The organism is Agreia sp. Leaf283 (assembly GCF_001422485.1).
Classification (GTDB): domain Bacteria; phylum Actinomycetota; class Actinomycetes; order Actinomycetales; family Microbacteriaceae; genus Agreia.
This window is the reverse complement of the sequence record NZ_LMNF01000001.1, coordinates 1,039,084-1,058,308: the sequence shown is the minus strand read 5'-3', so window position 1 is coordinate 1,058,308 and position 19,225 is coordinate 1,039,084. Positions and strand designations below refer to the sequence as shown.

General features: G+C 64.0%; 19 protein-coding genes and 1 pseudogene. 9 read left to right on the top strand and 11 right to left on the bottom strand.

Annotated features, from left to right (window positions below; all coding sequences use genetic code 11):
• Positions 1-38: 38 nt before the first annotated feature.
• The 7 genes from ASF51_RS04810 to ASF51_RS04785 form a co-directional block, all read right to left on the bottom strand.
• Positions 39-1,043, bottom strand: coding sequence for an ABC transporter permease (locus ASF51_RS04810; protein WP_055925916.1), 1,005 nt, complete (start codon positions 1,041-1,043; stop codon positions 39-41).
• Positions 1,043-1,960 (bottom strand): ribokinase, encoded by a 918-nt coding sequence (locus ASF51_RS04805; protein WP_055925914.1) that lies wholly within the window; start codon positions 1,958-1,960, stop codon positions 1,043-1,045. The genes ASF51_RS04810 and ASF51_RS04805 overlap by 1 nt, the downstream gene beginning before the upstream one ends.
• A 153-nt stretch (positions 1,961-2,113) precedes the next feature.
• Positions 2,114-2,290, bottom strand: coding sequence for a hypothetical protein (locus ASF51_RS18955; RefSeq protein WP_157412014.1), 177 nt, complete (start codon positions 2,288-2,290; stop codon positions 2,114-2,116).
• Positions 2,291-2,337: 47 nt separating this feature from the next.
• A complete protein-coding gene (locus ASF51_RS04800; protein ID WP_055925911.1) occupies positions 2,338-3,924 on the bottom strand; it encodes a hypothetical protein in 1,587 nt (528 codons plus the stop codon).
• Positions 3,921-4,643, bottom strand: coding sequence for an ABC transporter ATP-binding protein (locus tag ASF51_RS04795; RefSeq protein ID WP_082479544.1), 723 nt, complete (start codon positions 4,641-4,643; stop codon positions 3,921-3,923). The genes ASF51_RS04800 and ASF51_RS04795 overlap by 4 nt, the downstream gene beginning before the upstream one ends.
• A gap of 153 nt (positions 4,644-4,796) precedes the next feature.
• On the bottom strand, positions 4,797-5,240 hold the full coding sequence (locus ASF51_RS04790; RefSeq protein WP_055925908.1) for a DUF805 domain-containing protein: 444 nt from the start codon (positions 5,238-5,240) through the stop codon (positions 4,797-4,799).
• A gap of 211 nt (positions 5,241-5,451) precedes the next feature.
• A complete protein-coding gene (locus ASF51_RS04785; RefSeq protein ID WP_055925907.1) occupies positions 5,452-5,991 on the bottom strand; it encodes a hypothetical protein in 540 nt (179 codons plus the stop codon).
• Positions 5,992-6,204: 213 nt separating this feature from the next.
• Between ASF51_RS04785 and ASF51_RS04780 the strand changes: the two genes are divergently transcribed.
• Together ASF51_RS04780 and ASF51_RS04775 are read left to right on the top strand one after the other, a co-directional pair.
• Positions 6,205-6,699 (top strand): hypothetical protein, encoded by a 495-nt coding sequence (locus ASF51_RS04780; RefSeq protein WP_055925904.1) that lies wholly within the window; start codon positions 6,205-6,207, stop codon positions 6,697-6,699.
• Positions 6,700-6,765: 66 nt separating this feature from the next.
• Positions 6,766-6,948, top strand: a complete 183-nt coding sequence (locus ASF51_RS04775) for a hypothetical protein (RefSeq protein WP_055925901.1) — start codon at positions 6,766-6,768, stop codon at positions 6,946-6,948.
• Between the two features lie 69 nt (positions 6,949-7,017).
• On the opposite strand, the gene ASF51_RS04770 is transcribed toward ASF51_RS04775, so the two are convergent.
• Both ASF51_RS04770 and ASF51_RS04765 read right to left on the bottom strand, forming a co-directional pair.
• A complete protein-coding gene (locus ASF51_RS04770; RefSeq protein WP_055925898.1) occupies positions 7,018-7,665 on the bottom strand; it encodes a hypothetical protein in 648 nt (215 codons plus the stop codon).
• A gap of 91 nt (positions 7,666-7,756) precedes the next feature.
• Positions 7,757-9,295: a CitMHS family transporter gene (locus ASF51_RS04765; RefSeq protein WP_055925895.1), complete on the bottom strand. Its 1,539-nt coding sequence runs from the start codon at positions 9,293-9,295 to the stop codon at positions 7,757-7,759.
• Positions 9,296-9,443: 148 nt separating this feature from the next.
• On the opposite strand from ASF51_RS04765, the gene ASF51_RS04760 reads away from it, so the two are divergent.
• Positions 9,444-11,183: a sensor histidine kinase gene (locus ASF51_RS04760; protein WP_055925892.1), complete on the top strand. Its 1,740-nt coding sequence runs from the start codon at positions 9,444-9,446 to the stop codon at positions 11,181-11,183.
• The gene (locus tag ASF51_RS04755) at positions 11,180-11,836 is read left to right on the top strand and encodes a response regulator (RefSeq protein ID WP_055925890.1); all 657 of its coding nucleotides are present in this window, start codon (positions 11,180-11,182) and stop codon (positions 11,834-11,836) included. Before ASF51_RS04760 ends, ASF51_RS04755 begins: the two co-directional genes overlap by 4 nt.
• A gap of 64 nt (positions 11,837-11,900) precedes the next feature.
• On the opposite strand, the pseudogene ASF51_RS18620 reads toward ASF51_RS04755, so the two are convergent.
• A pseudogene (locus ASF51_RS18620) lies at positions 11,901-12,387 on the bottom strand (alpha/beta hydrolase fold domain-containing protein).
• A gap of 221 nt (positions 12,388-12,608) precedes the next feature.
• On the opposite strand from ASF51_RS18620, the gene dcm reads away from it, so the two are divergent.
• Genes dcm through ASF51_RS18610 form a run of 5 tightly spaced genes read left to right on the top strand, consistent with a single transcriptional unit; the run spans position 12,609 to position 18,581 of the window.
• A complete protein-coding gene (gene dcm / locus ASF51_RS04750; RefSeq protein WP_055925887.1) occupies positions 12,609-13,835 on the top strand; it encodes a DNA (cytosine-5-)-methyltransferase in 1,227 nt (408 codons plus the stop codon).
• A gap of 9 nt (positions 13,836-13,844) precedes the next feature.
• A complete protein-coding gene (locus tag ASF51_RS18615) occupies positions 13,845-15,707 on the top strand; it encodes a DEAD/DEAH box helicase (protein WP_082479542.1) in 1,863 nt (620 codons plus the stop codon).
• Positions 15,700-16,146 carry an EcoRII N-terminal effector-binding domain-containing protein gene (locus tag ASF51_RS04745; protein WP_082479541.1) on the top strand — a complete coding sequence of 149 codons (447 nt, stop codon included), beginning with the start codon at positions 15,700-15,702 and terminating at the stop codon, positions 16,144-16,146. Before ASF51_RS18615 ends, ASF51_RS04745 begins: the two co-directional genes overlap by 8 nt.
• Positions 16,143-17,753: an ATP-binding protein gene (locus ASF51_RS04740; protein ID WP_055925881.1), complete on the top strand. Its 1,611-nt coding sequence runs from the start codon at positions 16,143-16,145 to the stop codon at positions 17,751-17,753. The genes ASF51_RS04745 and ASF51_RS04740 overlap by 4 nt, the downstream gene beginning before the upstream one ends.
• Positions 17,754-18,581 (top strand): HNH endonuclease, encoded by an 828-nt coding sequence (locus tag ASF51_RS18610; RefSeq protein ID WP_157412013.1) that lies wholly within the window; start codon positions 17,754-17,756, stop codon positions 18,579-18,581. It abuts the gene before it with no gap.
• Here the strand turns inward: ASF51_RS18610 and ASF51_RS18605 are convergent.
• Positions 18,569-19,105: a very short patch repair endonuclease gene (locus ASF51_RS18605; protein WP_082479539.1), complete on the bottom strand. Its 537-nt coding sequence runs from the start codon at positions 19,103-19,105 to the stop codon at positions 18,569-18,571. The genes ASF51_RS18610 and ASF51_RS18605 overlap by 13 nt on opposite strands.
• Positions 19,106-19,225 lie beyond the last annotated feature (120 nt).

Here is a 19,225-nt window from a genome sequence, read left to right as displayed (position 1 = left end):
TGCTATCAGGGTTTTTCTGGGGGGTGGGGTGAAGCTCGTCAGGCCTTCGTCTTTCGTCTGCGCTGCCAGGTGTCGGCGGCGACCGCTGCGACGATCACGAATCCGGTCACGACTGTCTGCCAGAAGCTCGAGATGCCGTTGATGTTGAGGATGTTCTGCAGCAGGCCGATGAACACGACGCCGATGATTGTTCCCCACATCGTTCCGGAGCCTCCGAAGAGGGCCGCGCCGCCGATGATCACGGCCGAGATCACGGTGAGTTCGAGGCCGGTGCCTGTGACGCCCTGCACATACGAGAGGAACGAGAGCCCGAGCACTCCGGCGATGCCCGCTGTGATCCCCGAGAGGATGAATGCGGTGAGCTTCACGCGCTTCACGTTGATGCCCACGAGGCGGGCGGCCTCCTGGTTTCCGCCGACCGCGTAGGTGTTGAATCCGAGGCGCGCTCGCGAGAGCAACACGATTCCGATGGCGGCGATGGCGGCGAAGATCAGCAGCTGCATGGGGATGACGCCGAAGAGGCGACCCTGGCCGATGAGGGTGAACTCGGCGACGCCCGGCTGCTCGCTCGAGAGCGAGATCGGTGCGCCGTTCGAGATGAGCAGCGTCGCGCCGCGGAACACGCTGAGGCTCCCCAGGGTGACGATGAACGAGGGCACCCCGAGCAGCACGACCGCGAGCCCGTTCAGAAGTCCGGCCAGCGCGGCCACGACGACGCCGAGCAGGATGGCGAGGGGCCAGGGTGTTCCGGCCGTGATGGCCATGCCGGTGGTGATCGCGGAGAGCGCGTAGATCGAACCGACCGAGAGGTCGATCTCCCCGTTGATGATCACGAACGTCGCGCCCACGGCCATGATGCCGATCTGTGCGACCTGCTGCCCGACAGAGAGCAGGTTGCTGGGCTGCACGAAGCTGGGCGAGAGCACGACTCCGAGGATGAAGAGCAGGATCAGGGCGGCGAACACCCCTGCCTCGCGCAGTTTGAGCAGCCTGCGGGGATCGAACGAAGAGGCCGGACGCGTCATCGCGGTGGCGGTGGTCATCAGAGATTTCCAATCAGGGGCGGGAGCTGGTTGCGGGTGGGGAGCGCCGGAATCACGCCGGCGATCGTGACGGCGTGCGCGCCGGCGGCCGCCGCGTAGTGCGCGGCGTCGACCAGCGGGATGCCCTGGGCCAGGGCCACCGCGAAGGCTGCGGTATACGAATCGCCGGCTCCGGTGGTGTCGACGACGTGGTCGACCGTCAGCGCGGGGATCGAATGCAGCTGCTGATCAGCGCCGCAGAGCAGCGACCCACCGCCTCCCCGGGTGAGCACGACGCAGCCGCCGGTGCGTTCCTGCAGCTCGCGGACGAGCTGCTCGTCGGAGCGGCCGTGGTCGGCGGGAAGCCCGAGGAGCACGGGCGCCTCGGTCTGGTTCGGGGTGATCACGTCGATCATCGACCAGACGTCATCGGGCAGGGCACGGGCGGGAGCCGGGTTGAGCAGCGTCGTCGTGCCGCGGCGACGTCCGATTCGCAGGGCCTCGACGACGGCAGCCTCGGGGATCTCCATGGAGACGACGAGCACGTCGGCCGCCTCGATCTCGTCGGCGAACGTCTCGACGTGAGAGGCGTCGAGCTCGTCGAGAGCACCCGGCGCGAGGGCGATGCGGTTCTCGCCAGATGGTTCGACGATGATGAAGCCCACCATGGTGGGGCGATCGCCGGTCATCACGTGCGACGCGTCGACGCCCTCGTCGATCCAGAGGTCTCGACCTGTCTGCCCGAAGGCGTCGTCTCCGACCGCTGTGAGGAACGAGACCTGCGCCCCGAGGCGTGCGGCGCCGACGGCCTGGTTCGATCCCTTGCCTCCGGGGCCTTCGTCGAATGTGCCTCCGGCCACCGTCTCGCCGGGCCCGGGGGCCTGCGGAACTCTCATCGTGAGGCCGACGCCATAGCTGCCGACTACTGCGATCTTCATTGATCAGTGCTGCCTTCTTGTGTATGAACAAACGTAGACAAGAAGAATCTATGTATAGAGATGTCCAGTGTCAAGCGGACAGCGAAAAACCCTCAAGAACTCATGAGTCGAGCGGCCGGCTCGCGCGGATCGAGATCACCCGCACCCGATAAGTCAGATCCGCGGCGCCGTTCCGGGCCCCTCGCTCGAGGGTGCGGGCGGCTGCTCCGCCGCCTGAGCCTGGCGACGATTGGATGCCTTCACCAGAAAGTAGATCCCGAGCCCGACCCCTACCGCGAGCACAACGAACACGACGAAGAGAACCACCAGGCCGATCGAGAGCACGCTCATGACTACAGGCTAGCCACCCGCCCGACGAAGGTGCCGGCGTATCGAGATCAGACCGCCAGAACCCGCGCCCGCGCCATCCACCCGACGACGACCCCGAGGCCGACCGCCACAAGAACGCCGCCGCCAACTCCACCAGCGACGCTCACCACGGTCACCCCCACAACCACCCCCGAAAGAATCACCGCATCGGCCTGCCACGCAGCCACCACCAGCGCCGACGCATCGCCCGCCGGAGTCGGCACCGGGGCCATCAACGTCAGCGGTAACGGCCCCTTCGCCGAGTCGTACACGCGCACGAGAACGAGCAGCAGCACGCACAGCACGGCGGCCACGAGCGCCGACCAGCTAGGCTCGACGCCGACGCCGCCACCTACGCCACCCAACGCACCACCCAACACCACTCCCCCGACGCCGACCCCCACCCCCGAGAACACCACGCCCCCAACAACAGGCAGCACCGCATGCAGCCCGAGCAGCCGAAGCGTCGACACCCCGTACAGCGGAGGCGCCGACGCCACCTCGGCCACGTGCCTGAACCCGTCGCTCCACACGCCCAGCGCCAGGAACCCCACGATCGCCGCGGCGCACGCCGCGATCCACACCCCGGGCCCGGATGCGCCCACCGCGACCGTGATCAGCAGACCGAACCCGACGCATCCGGCACACGCGAGAGCGAAGCGGGCCGGCGTGCGCAGCGAGCCCACCAGGTCGCGCCGCGCGAACATCAGCGCCAGCCCGCCACCGCCGATCGCAGCCAGCCGGCGTCCGCGCCGCGGCACCGCCCTGAACTCCCCCATGGCCATCGCGAGGTCGCCCGTGAAGGCGAGCGTTCCGGCGGTCTGCCAGCGCTGAGCCTGCGAAAGCAGCTCGGGTCCGCGGAGCCCGTCGAGCAGCATCGGAGTCACCGCGAGCGCCGCCGCAGCGAGAACGCCGAGCCCACTCAACGCGCCCCAGCCGAGAGCCGCGTCAGCTGCACCAACTTCACCGCCTCCCACCGGAAACAGCGACGCGAACCACCCCCACGGCAGCACACCGCCGATCCCGGGCACCGCCACCCACGCGGCCCACGTCGCCACCACGCCCACGACGGTCCACGCGCGAACCGCAGCCGTCACGCGCTGGCCGAGCAGCCAGCATCCGCCGCACACCACGCCCACCAGCGCGCCGGCCCCCGCGAACACGAGCGCCCCACCCACCGTGGCATCCCCCACGCCCGCCACCGCCAGCGCGGGAAGCAGTGCGAGCCCCGCCCCTGCTACCGCGAGCGCCAGCACGCTTCGCACGACCGGCCCCAGCAGGGTGCGGCGACGCGGATGCCCGCCGCCGGCCACCGCAAACAGGAGAAACGGTGACAGCAGGGCCGGTCCGCGAACTCCGCCGAGCGCCACGAAGGCGGCGCACGCGAGCGCGAAGACGGTGCCGCTCACGGTCGGCCCCACGTCGACGAGCACAGCGGATGCCGCGGGCTCGGCCAAGTAGAGAACGACGGCTCGCACAATGGGTACACCCACGATCGCCGCCACCATCACGCCCGCGTAGACGGCGTAGACCACATCGCCGCGCGAGCTGCCCTCGGCGCGCGCACGCCGGATGGCGCGCACGGCCCGCAGCGCGTGAGCGGCCTCGCGACTCACGCGTCGGAGCCCGAGGAGTCGGAGGAGTCTGCAGAGTCGGAGTCTGGCGAGTCGGAGTCTGGCGAGCCCGAGCCCGCGTCTCCCCCGCCCCCGCCCAACCGCAGAATCCGGCTCGCGATGGCCTCCCTCAGCACAACGCTGTGCGTCGCGAACACCACGGTGCGCCCCGCCGCGATCTCCTCTCGCAGAACCTCGATCACGATGCCGAGCCGGTCGGGATCGAGGCGCTGCTCGGGCTCGTCGAGCACCAGCACCTCATACGGACGCACCACCGCGAGCGCCAGCGCGAACAGCTGCGACTGCCCCGACGACAGCTCGTGCGGAAACCTGCGCCGCAGCGCGGTCAGCTGCCACCGCTCCAGCTCGGCGGCAGCGCGCTCTCGGGCCTCGCCCACCGACGACCCCCACGACGCCGCGACCAGGGCGAGGTGCTCCTCGAGGGTGAGGTCGCGGGCCACGGGAGGCCGCCCGATCGACCCGCTCACCACGCGCCGAAACGCGGGGCTGCGCTCGTCGACGGGTGCCCCGTGGATGCGCGCCGCTCCCGAGGTCGGCCGAGCGAGCCCGGCGAGGATGCGCAGCAGGGTGGTCTTGCCAGAGCCGTTCGATCCGGTGACGGCGAGGGCCTCGCCCGCGGCGAGGCGAATCGACGTCGGCTGAAGAAGAGCCACGTCATCGATCGCCAACCTCAGATTGCTTGCCTCGATTGCGTTGCTCACGTATCGAGTCTTGCAGAGCGCGTGCGGAGTCTCCTGCCTGGCTGTTACCAATTCAGGAGGAGAGCGTCACCGCCGCCACTATCCACACGACGACGCTCACCTCCTGAATACGTCACGCAGAGCTACCGCACGACGTGTTCTGTCCGCGCGACGCTACTGGTCGAAGCGGGCGCCGGCCGGCACGGGCGCCGTCAGCGTGAAGACGAGCAGAATGATGCCGCCGACGAAGGGTACGAGCCCGATCAGGATCCACCAGGCACTGTGATCGGTGTCGTGCAGCCGGCGGGCCAGCAGCGCAAGGCCGGGCACGATGGTGGCGAGGGCCCACAGTCCCCAGATCACCCAGACGATCACCGCCAGTGTGCGCGGAGTCGCATAGGTCTGGTCCATCTGAAGGCCGTAGCCGCCGGCCCCGAACGACAGCACGTTGAAGACGATGCCGACGATGGCTGAAACGAGGTACCACCACCAGTACTCGCTTCGGCTGGCCCGGCCGCTGAACGTCGCATACTTCTTCCAGAACCGCGCGACGGCGGCACCGAACGGAGCGTTGTAATACGGGGCCGCGAGCGGCACTGCGGAGGCTGGAGTGGTCATGGAGTTCCCTCGGGTCTTTCGACGGGGCATCCCCCGATCCCTAGCGGGAATCTAACGAGAACCCTCCGCGGGGCGCCACTCCCCTTACAGGGGGCGAACCCCGCTTTCTCATGACACGCCGGCCAGGTTCGGTCGGGCTCACGGCGTTGCAGAGGGGGGTCAGTTGGCGATGTCGTGCCGCTGCACGCTCTCGTCAGTGCCGGGTCGCGGGCTAACGCTGGGTGGGCAGAGGATCTGGAGCAGGATTGTCGAGGACATCTCCGTTCTCCGACCCGACGGTCGTGACCGTATAGGGGCTCAGGTTGAGAGTGTCGCCGACGTACAGCTCGAACGCTCCGTTGCGGCGTACCTGGTTCAGCGCATTGATGTAGTCCGGATGCAGACAGAACCGATCGGCGACGTCCGCCCAGAGGTCGTCGGGCGCAACGACGTACGCGACCGGACGCCCCTCGTCGTCGAGCATCGCTTCGCCCGATGCGTTCGCCCGAGCGCCGAGATCCACGGGAATGCGAAGCCGATTGCCGCCGAGTGTGGCACGCAACGGTGTGTCGGCCGACCAGGGTTCGTACAGGATTGGCGGTCCGCATCCATCTGTCGCGGTGGGCGAATCCGTCGTAGTCGCCTGGTGGTCGTCGGACGACGGGGTGGCCGTCGGGATCACGCTCGTCGTCGGCGAGCCCGCCTGCGAGAGATCCGTCGAATTCGGCGCGGTCACGCATCCGGCCAGGCCGAGCGCGAGGAACAGGCCCACGCACAGTGGCGCAAGCGCCCGTCTCTCTCCGGCACGATGCGCATCACAGCGTTCTCGTCTGGCCTCCATTCCCACACCTTGCCACCGCGCGCCTGCCTGCGCAGCACCTCCATGAGACCCCGCGTCCACTCAAATGCCCCGCTCATAAGGACACCTCGGCCACGTTGTGGTTAGGCTCACCGTCGATGGGGATCACGACACCGAAGGATTTTCATGGACTCGTTTCAGTGGCTCGGCGACCTGCCGACATGGATCACCACACTCTCTATCGCTCTGGCCGCCGCCCAGTTCTTGACTGATCGAAAGCGACGCGCGGCCGAAGAGGCCCGCGAATCGAAGGCGCAGGCCACGGGCCTCACGGCGTGGACCGTGAGCGACATAGAGACGCACGACCCGAAGGTTCTCGGCGTCGTCGTCTCGAACTCGTCGGGCTCGACGTTCCACGACGTCGTGATCACGGTCAAGATCGACGGCTCCCGCGTTCCGCGCCCGATCAGTCTCAAGATCCTTCCGCCGGGTGCGTACTTCGTCGCCTACGCTCCGAAAGCCAAGTTCGTCTGGGACTTCCCTCTTCCGATCGAGGCCTGCACCGGCGTCCTCCAGCCGTACATGAACACGGACGGGTACCAGATCGAGAGCATCGAGTTCGCAGACAACCTCAACCAGCGCTGGTCGACCGATGCGCGGGCGGTGCTCACCGCCCGGTAGGGGTTCAGAGGCGATGTCTCGTCTCGTCGTTGCACGCTCCCGCTAACGCGACTCCAGGAGACCCCCATGAGCACCGCCGAGTCACCACTCGCCCGCACTCGACTCGCGCCACAGAAGACCATGGTGATCGAGCAGGGCGATCCAGTGGTCGACGGCCAGGAGACGCGCCTCTGGTACGACGCGACCAACCCGGGCGACGTGGGCGGCATCGTGGTGGAGTTGGCACGCGAGCGGCGGCTGCGGCGGTAGGTGACCCGTGGATGCGCGCGGCTCCATCAGCCCCGATTGGCATTCCCCACCCGTCGAGTCTCACAAAGCCTAGGCAGGCACCAGCGTCTTGACGATGTCGTCGGTGTACCCGTCGGGCGCGAACTCCACGTAGAAGGTCGCGATCCACAGGCCGCCTCCGATGAAGTGCGTTTCTCCCCACGATGCGTACTCGTCGGTGCGGTCGACGGCGCAGCGGGTTCCGTTGCTCTGCTCCGTGCAGCCGAATTCAGCGGCGCTGAGCTGCGATACCAGGGAGGCCTGTTCGTCGGATGCGGCAAGGCTGATCGAGGTCGACAGCCCCATGCCGCTTCCTCCGCCCGGTGCCACCCAGAAGCAGTCGAGATGCTCGCGGCTCTCGAGCAGGGGAAGGAGCGCGGCCTCCTGCGTTCCCAACGTCGCCTGCCCCGGGGTGGCGGTCCACTCCGGGTTGAGCACCACGCCCGGCGTCGCCCGGAGGGTCTCGAGGTAGCCCGGGCTGTAGATCGACTCGCAGCTTGGCGGGATGACGGCTGCGCCGGCTGCCGGGTCGGGTGTCGCCGACGGCGCGACCGGAGTCGCGGTGCTCGTCTCCGCGGGAGTCGTCGAGCCCGATGTGGGCGCCGATGTCGCGCTGTTCCCACCCGCTCGGGCGGAGCATCCGGATGCCGTCACGAGCACGAGCAGCAAGACGGCCGGAAGCCAGCGGGATCGGGTCACGCGTTCACCATATCGGCCGGGTTCGGCTCACGTCCGCCCCCCATGCGGTGCGAGAGAGGGATCACGTCACTCGATGGCCCGCACGCCGACGTCAGGCCAGCAGCGGGATCGACCCCACCAACACCCCGACAGCGAGCATCGCGAGCGACACGACCACCGCGCGCCACAGAACCTTCTTGTGGTGATCGCCGAGGTTGACGTTCGCGAGCGAGACGAGCAGCAGGATCGCCGGAACGAGCGGGCTCTGCAGGTGCACGGGCTGGCCGGTGATCGACGCACGGGCCATCTCGACCGGGCTGATCCCGAAGTTCGACGCGCTCTCCGCGAGAACGGGCAGGATGCCGAAGTAGAACGCGTCATTCGACATGAAGAACGTGAACGGAATAGACAGCACGCCCGTGATCACGGCAAGGAAGGGACCCATCTCCGGCGGGATGCCTTCGGTGATCCAGGACGCCATCGCGGTCACCATTCCGGTGCCGTTGAGAACGCCGACCAGCACTCCGGCTGCGAGAACCATCGAGACCACCCCGACGATCGACGGCGCGTGCGCCACGATCTGGTCGGCCTGGGTCTTGATACCGGGGAAGTTCACGATCAGGGCGATCGCCGCGCCCACCATGAACACGAACGCGAGCGGGAACAGATCGAGCACGAGCAGCACCATCACGGCGACCGTCAGAACGAGGTTGAACCAGATGAGCTTCGGACGCAGCGTCGACCGGTTCGGGTCGAGCATCGTGTCGGCCATGGCCGTGTCTGCAGCATCCACCAGCGCGGTCGCCGAGAACGCCCCACCGCCTCCGCGCACGGTGACGATGTTGCCGGTGCGCAGCGTCACGGCCGCACCGGGCTTCGAGCCGGCCCCGCGGAACAGGCGGGGAGCGCCGAGGATGCCGTCGCCGCGAGGACCGTCGATGCGTGTCGTGTCGATCGACCCGGCGAGGCGCCGGCGCTCGCCGAGGCCGAGGAACCAGGCGAACGTGAGAGAGATGACGAGCCCCACCGCCAGCGACGGCAGCATGGGAACGAAGATATCCGTCGGCTCCAACGAGAGCGCGGCGGCCGCACGCACCGTCGGACCGCCCCACGGCACGATGTTGAGGGTTCCGTTCATCAGACCGGCGACGCACGTGAGCACGACCGGGCTCATTCCCAGCCGAAGGTAGATGGGCAGCATCGCAGAGGTCGTGATGATGAAGGTCGTCGAGCCGTCGCCGTCGAGAGAGACTGCGCCCGCCAGCAGCGCGGTGCCCAGCACCACCTTCGCCGGGTCATCGCCGAGCAGGCGGGTGATCAGTCGAATGAGCGGATCGAACAGGCCGACGTTGATCATGATTCCGAAGTACATGATCGCGAACATGAGCAGTGCGGCTGTCGGCGCCATGTCCTTGATCGCGTCGATCACCATGTCGCCGAGCCCGAACCCCGCGCCTGCGAAGAGGCCGAAGACGGTGGGCACCACGATCAGCGCGACCATCGGGGTCAGTCGACGCGTCATGATGAGCGCCATGAAGACGAGCACCATCGCGAACCCGAGCACGACCAGCGTGCCATCCGACGGGGTGAAGGCCAGGTCGTAGCCCTCCTCGGTAGCGGCGGCCGCAAGGCCGGAGAGAACAGGGGGCATCTCGACTCCTTTGTCTGCGACCGGCGAGCCTCGTCGATCGGATTCCGCGAATCTAGGTGCTTTTCGGCGGCGGCGCGCGCTATGTCTCATTGCCAGGACTTCTGCGCGAAGCGCGAGTTCAGCGCATTATGCTCACGGTGGAGGAATGATGAGGTTCGCAACCCGGGTGGTTCTGCTGCAGACGGCCACGGCCGTCGCCGTGGTGGCGGTGTGCGCGGTGGTCTTCCTGCTTCTCGGCATCCAGCAGCTGCGCACCGAGGCCGAGACGTCCGCCCTCAACATCGCCCGCACGATCGCCGTCGACCCGCAGGTGCGTGCCGAGGTGGCCGAGGCGAGCGCCGACCCGGGCACGCCCCAGGCCGCCGACCTCCGAGTCGGTGAGCTGCAACGGCTGGCCGGCGCGGTGACCGCACGCACCGGCACGCTGTTCGTGGTGATCGCCGACGACCACGGCATCCGCCTCGCCCACCCCGATGCCGATGCCCTCGGCCAGCCCGTCAGCACCGATTACCGCGAGGTGCTCGCCGGAAAAGAAGTGGTGACCTGGGAGCAGGGCACCCTGGGTGTCTCGGCGCGCGCGAAGGTGCCCGTGCTGCCGCCCGACGGCGAGGGCACCGCGCCCGTCGGCGAGGTGAGCGTGGGCTTCGAGCCGTCGAGCGTGTTCACCGACCTCCCCACTCTGATCGGCGGAATCGCCGCCGCCGCCGGCGCCGCTCTCCTGCTGGCGGCGCTCTCCGCGCTGCTGTTGCGACGACGGTGGGAGCGCACAACACTCGGCCTGCAGCCCGAAGAACTCATCGCTCTCGTGCAGAACCAGGCGGCGGTGCTCGACGGCGTCGGCGACGGCGTTGTGGCCCTCGACGCCGACGGCATGGTGCGCCTGTGCAACGAGACCGCCCGCGACCTCCTCGGCCTCGACGATCCGGAAGGCAAGAGCTTCGCCGCGCTCGGCATCTCCCCGGCCATTCTCGCGGCCGTGAACGACGGCACGGCCGGAGACGGGATCGTGTCGGGAGACCGCGTGCTCTACGTCGATGCGCAGACGGTGCGGCGAGACGGCCGCGATCTCGGCTCGGTGCTGATCATCCGTGATCGCACCGATGTGGTGGCCCTGAGCGAACGTCTCGAAACGGTGCGGGCGATGACGAGTGCGTTGCGGGTGCAGCGGCACGAGTTCGCCAACCGTCTGCACGTGGCGGCCGGTCTTCTCGACGCGGGTCGCGGCCTCGAGGCGCGGGAGTTCCTCGGCGAACAACTGCAGCGCGGTCCCGTCGACTACCCCGTTGAGAACATCGACCTGATCGGCGACGCGCTGCTGCACGCGCTCATCGGCGCGCACGCGCTCGAGGCGGGAGAGCGCGGCGTGCGACTGTCGGTCACATCCGACTCACTGCTGCTCTCACCGCTCGGCGACGTCGAGGATGTGGCCGCGGTGCTCGGCAACCTCGTCGACAATGCCGTGCGCGCCGCCGTCGCCGGGCGCGAGCCACGCAGCGTGAGCGTCGGCTGTTACGGCGACGGCGCCGATCTCGTGCTGACTGTGGCGGATTCCGGACCGGGCGTTGCGGACACAGACGATCTCTTCCGCCGCCGCGAGGGCGCCGGCGCCGGCCCTCGCGACGGTACCGATCGCATCCATGGCCTGGGTGTCGGCCTGCCGCTGTCGCGCGAGCTCGCCCGCCGTCGCGGCGGCGACGTCTGGCTCATCGAATCGGGTAGACCGGATGCCGACACGACCGACTCGGGCGACTCCCAGGGCGGGCCGGATGCCGACCACGCCCTCTCGGGTGCGGTCTTCGGTGCACGCCTGCGCGACGTGCTGGTCGTCTCACCCCATGTAGTCACACCCCTCGAGACCTCTCCCCTGATAAAGGACAGTGACCTATGACCGCGCCCGTTCGTGTCCTCGTCGTCGAAGACGACTTCCGCGTCGCCGGACTCCACTGCGACATCGTCGCTGAACGGCCCGGTTTTATGGCCTTGGAGCCGGCCCGCACCCTGGCCGACGCCGCAGCGGCGGTGCGCACGGAGCATCCGGATCTGCTGCTCGTCGACGCGTTCCTACCCGACGGCGACGGGGTCGCGTTCATCCGCGACGTCGGGGTCGACGCGTTCGTGCTCTCGGCGGCGACCGACGCCCGAACCGTGCGACGGGCGTTGCGCTCGGGTGCGCTCGGCTACCTGGTCAAACCGTTCGCGCGGCGTGCGCTCACCGACCTTCTGGATCACTACCTGCGCTTTCGCAACATCCTCGATGACGACCGAGCGGTCACCCAAGAAGACATCGATCGCGGCCTGGCGATCCTCCGCGCCGGTGGCGACACTCCCTCGGTCTCCCGTTCCGCGACCGAGCAGGTGCTGCTCGAGGCACTCGGCGACGCCGAGTCGTCGGCATCGGAGATCGCCGACCTCGCCGGCGTCTCGCGAGCCACCGCGCAGCGTCACCTGTCGACGATGGCCGAGCGCGGTGTGGTCGACGTGCGACTCCGCTATGGCACGACCGGTCGTCCCGAGCATCGCTACCTGCGCGTACGCGGCTGAACCACAGGGCGAAGTCGCCCGCCGGCTCGGCTTGGCTTGGCTTGGCTTGGCTCGTAAGACGGCGTTACAGCAGGGCGCGGCGTTGGGATGCGACGACCGCCGTGATGCCGGCCGTCGCGTCGCGCGCGAATCGGGGATAGTTGAGGAAGCCGTGCGGCATGGCCGGGTACTCGATCAGCTCGACCTCGACGCCCGCTTTCTCTAGCGCCTCCGCGTAGAGCACCCCGTCGTCGTGCAGTGGATTGCCCGCCCACCTCGATCAGGGTCGCCGGCAGGCCTGCCAGCGACGGAGCCTTGATGGGCGACACGCGCCAGTCGTCGCTCGGTCCTGCGTAGAGCTCGCCGAACCGGGCCATGTCGGCGCCGCTCAGAATGTAGGCATCCGCGTTCTGCCGACGCGATTCCGTGTCGCCCGCCCCGACCGAGGGATACAGCAGCGCCTGATGCCCGATCGCCACCTTTCGGGAGTTGAACCACTCGGCTTCGCCACAGACCAGAATAGAATCGCGAGCGGAATTCGCATCTGAAAACGCAAAGCTCCTGACGACCATCAGCGGAGCCGCCGGTACATCGAGCTGCAGCGATGGCCCTCATGTTGCTCCGTATCCTGCCTGTGCGGATCGCTGCCATTTCACCTCATGCGGCTCACATTGAGGCCGCAAGGAGGATTCTTGCGAGGCACCATGCTCGCCGTCAATCTCGTCTTCGTCTGCTCGATGAGCCTGGGAGTGTTGTGCGACAGACTGTCGGCAGTCCGTCCCATAATAATCAAATGACTTCAGCACCCTCAGCAAGCGATCGCGTTACTCGCATAGTGAACCTACATGGAACCAAATCTGTCGCTGCCGCCTTGGGTTGCAGTACCCGCACTCTCGAGAGGTGGGCATCGGGAGAAACGACACCGCCGCCCTTCGTCGCGAACGCAATTGATTCCATTTACGGCCCCGTCTCAGCTGCGCCGACCGAGCCCGGCAAGGCACGTTTCGTCGATTTGTTCGCCGGAATTGGTGGCTTGCGGCAGGGCGTCGAAAACGCCGGTGGTACATGTGTGTTCACCAGTGAGTGGGATCGGCACGCGGTCGCCACCTATTCCGCCAACTTCGACGCAGGACATGAAATACGAGGCGACATAACGAGCATCGGGGTTTCGGAGATTCCTGATCACGATTTACTCACGGCAGGATTCCCCTGCCAACCGTTCTCGCTCGCCGGGGTATCTAAGAAAAACTCGCTTGGTAGGCAGCACGGATTCTTGGACAAGACCCAGGGCACTCTCTTTTTCGATGTGGCTCGAATAATCAAAGAAAAACGACCTAGCGCGTTTATCCTCGAGAACGTTAAGAACCTGCTGAGCCACGACCAGGGGCGCACCTTCCAAGTGATCCAAGAAGTCTTAATGAAGGAGCTTAACTACCACGTCTCCTACCGCGTGATCGATTCATCACCGTGGGTGCCTCAGAAAAGGCAGAGAGTCATCATACTAGGGACCTTGAACGAGACTTCCTTTGATTGGGCTAACGTCGCGTCAGCCGCAGCGGGCCCAAAACTTGGATCGATACTCCACAGCGAATTGGACCCAATAGAGTCCCGAGATGCTAGGTATGTCGATATGTCCACCGGTCTTGCACTACCGAAGTACACACTGAGCGATAAGCTCTGGAGCTATCTTCAGGGGTATGCCAAGAAGCACAAGGATGCTGGCCATGGATTCGGGTTTGGGTTGGTCGACGCAACCTCTGTGACGCGCACGCTGTCGGCGCGCTACCACAAGGACGGCTCAGAGATTCTTGTTGACCAAGGCGACGGAGTTAATCCGAGACGCCTAACTCCCCGGGAGTGCGCCCGCCTTATGGGTTTCGACGACAGCTTTGCAATTCCAGTTAGTGACACACAGGCATATCGACAGTTTGGCAACTCCGTCGTTGTGCCGGTGATCACGCAGGTGGCGAGCGAACTGTTTCGCGCGATCCGCGATGCACCTACTGAACAAGCGGCCTAGGCTCATCGCATGATCGTCGACTGGCTGACCGACACCACCGACAGATACGTGATTGGAAGGGCTGAAGACGGAGCCCTTCATCAACTTTCGGGCCGCGAGGTTTGGAATGCTGAGTTTGCTCAATCCTCACCAACCGACAGACGACCGTCTCGCGCGCTTTCAGGGATTCGATTCGTGCAGGGGTCAGTCCGCCCACGCCTAGCTCTGGTCAACTACGAGTCAGGAGATTCGCGGGTTGCACTGATCGGCCGCGGTGGGCGAGAGATTCCGAGCGACATCCAACTCGAGCGAGGCCAGTTCGTCGCGGACGGACAATGGTTTTCACTGGAGCCTGAATCGACCACACGGATAGTCGCTCTACTCACGGCGTCGGGACTCCGAGTAGGGCAATATCTGACAGCGGCAGAGACTCTCTCGTTGGCCATGAACGACTTGGTCGAGGAGTTCATGACTGGTCATCCCTCCAGCGACACGAGCCGTTCTACGCCTGCCCGGACATACTTGGTCAACGCGGAGCTGTTCCCCTATCAGCAAGATGGCGCTGACCGCATATCCGACTTGGTAGGCGCGGGCATCGGGGCGCTCCTCGCCGATGAAATGGGCCTGGGAAAGACCATTCAAATATTGGAGATGTTGCTGAGACAACTCGGGCTCGAGAAAGGATGCAACTTGGTCGTCTGCCCCGCTAGTCTCATTCGGAACTGGACGAAAGAGATCGATCGCTTTGCGCCTGAGCTCAATTATCATGTGCACTACGGCGCGAGACGCTCCGGCGATCCTGACTTCCTCAGAGATTACGACCTCGTGATCACATCTTTTGACACGGTGATTCAGGATCGATTCCTGCTCGAGCTTGTTAAGTGGAATGCTGTCATTGCTGACGAAGCGCAGTATATAAAAAATCCTATGACTGCTCGCTCCATAGCAATAAAGGCACTGCCACGTCGAGCGGGAATCGCCGTGTCTGGCACACCGATCGAAAACGAATTCAGTGATCTGTGGAGCATCTGCGAGTTCGTAACTCCGAGCTTCCTCGGAGACCAAGAAGTCTTTCGCGCGCGGTTTCCGAATCAAACCGCCTCCGCTTCGCGCCTAGCAGCTGCAATACTGCCCATTACGATCCGGCGAACAGTCGAGGAAGTCGCAGGCGACCTACCTGAGCGCGTTGATGTGCCGACAACGTTCGACACAAGCGCTGAGATGGCTCTTCAATACAATGAAGCGCTCAAGAGTCAAGACCTGACATCTTCGGGGGCCATGCTGGCGACGATTACGCGGCTGCGCCAGATCACAAGTGAACCTTTCTCGATGACGGGTCCTGTGCGTCACGAATCACCGAAACTTTCGCGCCTTTTAGACATATTGAGCGAAGTTTTCAGGCGGCAAGACAAAGCACTTGTTTTCGCGCCATACCAATCGGCGCTGGACCAGCTGAACGCGACTGTTGGCGCAACGTTCCCCTTAGCTAGCGCCGCAATAATTGACGGAAGGGTGCCGGTATCGGCCCGCCAGTCGATCATCGATTCTTTCAACAATCAGGACCGCGCCGGCGTCTTGTTCTTGAACCCTCGGGCCGCAGGAGTCGGTCTCAATCTTCAAGGCGCGACAACGGTTGTCCACTTCGCCCCGGAGTGGAATCCTGCTGTTGTGGCCCAAGCCACAGCCCGTGCACACCGACGGGGTCAAAAGCGCCCAGTTGTGGTGCACTACTTCACGTATGCAGACACCGTCGAGTCCGTAATGGCGGGTCGGTTGCGCGACAAGGCCGAGCTGTCGGACGCGGTGTGGCAGGCTTTGCCCGGAGCGCCCACGAATCGGGAGCTTGCGCTTGCCCTTAGAGTTTCCCCAAGACGAGGAGGATTCAATGATTAGGTCCGGAAGCTCGGTTCAGAAAAAACTCAGCGCGAACGACGTCGGCGATACCGGAGGTCATCAGGACGGGATTCTGATCCCAAAGCACGTGGACATCCTCAACCTCCTGCCGAAACTTCCCACCGGAGAAACGAACCCTCGACTGACAGTCCGCTTCGAGGATCTCGACGATGGAGAGGCTTGGTCGTTTCAATACATCTACTACAACGGAAAGACCCTTGGTCACTCCACTCGAGACGAATATCGGCTCACAGGTTTCTCTGGTTTCTACAGAAAGCACAACGCAGTGCAAGGTGGCTACGTCGAACTCTCTAGGTCATCCGACAATAAGTACTACATCCGATACACAGGGCCCGCGGCGGAGCTCGCGGCGGATGAGGACGATGACGTCGTCGTCCTGAGCGGAACCTGGACAACAATCCGGAGCCGCACGCGATGACAAATATTGGGCCCATCCTCCATAACGTCGAACCTGACCCTGAAAGGGTCACAAGCACCCTCAGGGACACGGGTTATGACTTTAACGACGCTGTCGCTGACATTGTTGACAATTCGATCGCTGCCGAAGCAACTCGTGTAAATATCGAACTGGAGCTGGATCCCAACGGGGATTTGGTCTTCAGCGTCACCGATGACGGGATTGGAATGAACTCCGAAGGTCTCGTCAATGCGCTGCGGTATGGGTCAGCCCGTCGTTCGAACGCGGCGAGTTTGGGCAAATTCGGGATCGGCCTCAACACCGCTTCTACTGCATTTGCTAGAGCGATCCATCTCACCTCAAGAAATGAAACGGATGGTGCATTCACTACGGCGGTTTGGGATCTGGACCACGTTCCGGCTCGGGGTTGGAACGTCGAAGAACTGTCCGAAGCCGACGCCAATGACTCGCTTCTGATCGAGGACATCGCCGGTCACCAGAGCGGGACCACTGTCAGATGGAAGAAGATCGACAGGGTTCTGCGAGCGTACCGACTGCCGGTGGGTATGCACGCACAGAAGGCGGTGGAGAGGCTTTCCACCTCCCTGGGCGAACACCTCGGAATGGTATTCCAGCGATTCCTAGATCTGAACGACTCGAGAGCTGCAAACGTCGAGATTGCGATTAACGATGTTCTCGTGAGCTCGTGGGACCCCTTCAGACCAGCCGGGCAAGGCGATCCCATCTCGGAGAAGATTCTAAACGTCTCAATCTCGGAGACGGAGAAGGCCCCGCTCACACTCAGAGTTTTTATATTGCCCTCCAGCAAGAAAATTTCTGAGCTTTATGGCGACGCCGCCGCGAGCTCGATCGACATCTCGAACAAAAAGCAGGGTATCTACGTCTATCGGGAGGATCGCCTCATTCACGGACCGGATTGGCTGGGCATTTGGGCTCAAGAGCCTCACTCCTCAATTTGCCGTGTCGAATTGTCGTTCGACCACCGCTTGGACGAAGCCTTCCAGGTCGATATCAAGAAGTCGTCCATAACGCTCGACAATGCGCTCCTCGACAACCTAGAGAAGCGCGTCGCCCCATTTCGCAGGGAAGCCATCGAACGGACGAGACAAAACAGGCGGCAGCCAACCCCCGGAGTCGGAAAACCAAACATTCACGCCGGATCTGACGAAACAATCCGGGAGAAGGCCCAAGATATTGGAGTCTTTGAGCCAGTCGCGGTTGACACGGCGGCCAACACCGCGGCGATCTCCAACCGCTTCGGCAGCGTCCGAGTCAAGTTCTTTGAGAACGAAAACCAGCGCGCATACGTTGATCCAGTTGAATCGTTAACTGACGGCATTCTCTATGAGCCTGCATTCGTCGGAGGAAACCAGGGCGTTCGAGTGAACACATCGCATCCGTTTTACGAAAAGGTGTATCTCGCACACAAGGACGATCTGGACACGATTCAGGCGCTGGATTCACTTCTATGGGCGCTAGCCTCGGCCGAGTTTGCAAATACTAGAGACTCTAATAAGGCACTCTTCGTTGATATGCGCTATGAAGTTGCGCGTGCCCTGAGACGGCTTGTAGAGGATCTCCCTGAGCCCGAGGAAGAAGACATCTAGGTGCTCGACCGCGAAAGGCTAGCTGCGAATCTGAATGCCGAACTGGAACTTCCGTTTGTCGTCAAACCATTGGGCTCCGACCGGGTTGAAGTCCGCATAAATGGCCTTGACCGCCCCAACGGGTTTTCTGTGCAGGCTCACGAAGGGATGCAATTGACCTTTGCCGAGCTCCGGCTCGACAGTCTTGCACGAGAGCTGCTAGATGCTGCTCGCGTCAACTTCGCTTCAACTGGTCAGCGCTTCGGCGAGCTTTACGCGGCCTATCGAAATCTCGGAGTGAATGTTGCATTCCGCCTAAACGGAATCGAGCTACAACCCTCGCAAGTGGATCTCGCAACGACGCAATGGAACACTCTGGAGCTTGACGCAAGGGTCCTTCGATTGACCGGAGTCGACGATGAAGCCGCCGCCAACGTAGTATCGGCCGTCGTCGCATTGTTCGTGTCGCTACTCCCACTCGATGCTGGTACGGGCGCCTTCGAAAATGAGAGTTTTGCCGAGGAAGGCAAAGTGCGCTACGGCGTTTCAAAGTCATACGAACGGAGCAGGTCCAACCGCGCGATCGCCATATTGGCACACGGAACAAAATGCGTGGTCTGCGACTTCAGTTTCGAGGACTTTTACGGCGCAATCGGTCGCGGCTATGTGGAGGTCCATCACCTACTTCCAGTTCATTTGATGGACGGTCCCGCAGTGCTCAATCCGCTCACGGATCTGGTTCCGCTATGCGCCAACTGCCACCGAATGGCTCATCGGGTCGACCCACCCCTAACACCTCTGGAGCTTCTTGCGGCGACGAAGTCAATTAGAGGCTCCTACGCGGACTGAACACCCAACCAGTCTGCGCTGGTCTCAATCGTCCTGTCCGCGTTCAGCCGGAGATCGCATTCCCACACGACAAATGATCTCCAGCCCTGATCCGAAAGAGACCTCAAGGCCTGGACGTCTCTCTCAACAGTTCGTGCGCGCTTGTCGGCCCAGAATTGTGCTCGCGTCTTGGGCACAACCTGCCCCCACTTGCATGAGTGAGAGTGCCAAAAGCACCCATTGACGAAAATTACCGCCTGCCGCGATGGAAAGACCAGGTCGGGAGATCCGGGAAGATCCTTGGCATGAAGACGGAATCGAAGTCCTCGAGCGTGTAGCCCTTTTCTTAGGATCAATTCCGGGCGGGTGTTTTTGCTCCTGATTGCAGCCATGTTATTGCGGCGCGCGGCAGGTACGTCATCGAAAATACTCACGCATCCAGCATCCCCAATATCCGTCCTAACCCTCAACCACCTTCTAAGTCGTGAGTTTACTTGCGTCGACCCGGCTTGGATTGCTGTTGTTTTAGGAACGGCAACGACCATCGGCGGGCACGAGAATGGTTACCGTCTATGCGAACAGTGCGGTGAGAAGTAGCTAGTCCGCTGCAGGATGTCAACGCCGCCTGCAGCTCATCGAAGAACATCATCGTTCCCCACGGAAAC

Coding starts and splice junctions, on each gene's coding strand:
- ASF51_RS04755 (WP_055925890.1), top strand. CDS start 11,180: ATGACCGCGCCCGTTCGTGTCCTCGTCGTCGAAGACGACTTCCGCGTC.
- ASF51_RS04760 (WP_055925892.1), top strand. CDS start 9,444: ATGAGGTTCGCAACCCGGGTGGTTCTGCTGCAGACGGCCACGGCCGTC.
- ASF51_RS04790 (WP_055925908.1), bottom strand. CDS start 5,240: ATGACCACTCCAGCCTCCGCAGTGCCGCTCGCGGCCCCGTATTACAAC.
- ASF51_RS04810 (WP_055925916.1), bottom strand. CDS start 1,043: ATGACCACCGCCACCGCGATGACGCGTCCGGCCTCTTCGTTCGATCCC.
- ASF51_RS04775 (WP_055925901.1), top strand. CDS start 6,766: ATGAGCACCGCCGAGTCACCACTCGCCCGCACTCGACTCGCGCCACAG.
- ASF51_RS18605 (WP_082479539.1), bottom strand. CDS start 19,105: ATGGTCGTTGCCGTTCCTAAAACAACAGCAATCCAAGCCGGGTCGACG.
- ASF51_RS04805 (WP_055925914.1), bottom strand. CDS start 1,960: ATGAAGATCGCAGTAGTCGGCAGCTATGGCGTCGGCCTCACGATGAGA.
- ASF51_RS04745 (WP_082479541.1), top strand. CDS start 15,700: ATGATTAGGTCCGGAAGCTCGGTTCAGAAAAAACTCAGCGCGAACGAC.
- ASF51_RS18955 (WP_157412014.1), bottom strand. CDS start 2,290: ATGAGCGTGCTCTCGATCGGCCTGGTGGTTCTCTTCGTCGTGTTCGTT.
- ASF51_RS04780 (WP_055925904.1), top strand. CDS start 6,205: ATGGACTCGTTTCAGTGGCTCGGCGACCTGCCGACATGGATCACCACA.
- ASF51_RS04765 (WP_055925895.1), bottom strand. CDS start 9,295: ATGCCCCCTGTTCTCTCCGGCCTTGCGGCCGCCGCTACCGAGGAGGGC.
- dcm (WP_055925887.1), top strand. CDS start 12,609: ATGACTTCAGCACCCTCAGCAAGCGATCGCGTTACTCGCATAGTGAAC.
- ASF51_RS04740 (WP_055925881.1), top strand. CDS start 16,143: ATGACAAATATTGGGCCCATCCTCCATAACGTCGAACCTGACCCTGAA.
- ASF51_RS18615 (WP_082479542.1), top strand. CDS start 13,845: ATGATCGTCGACTGGCTGACCGACACCACCGACAGATACGTGATTGGA.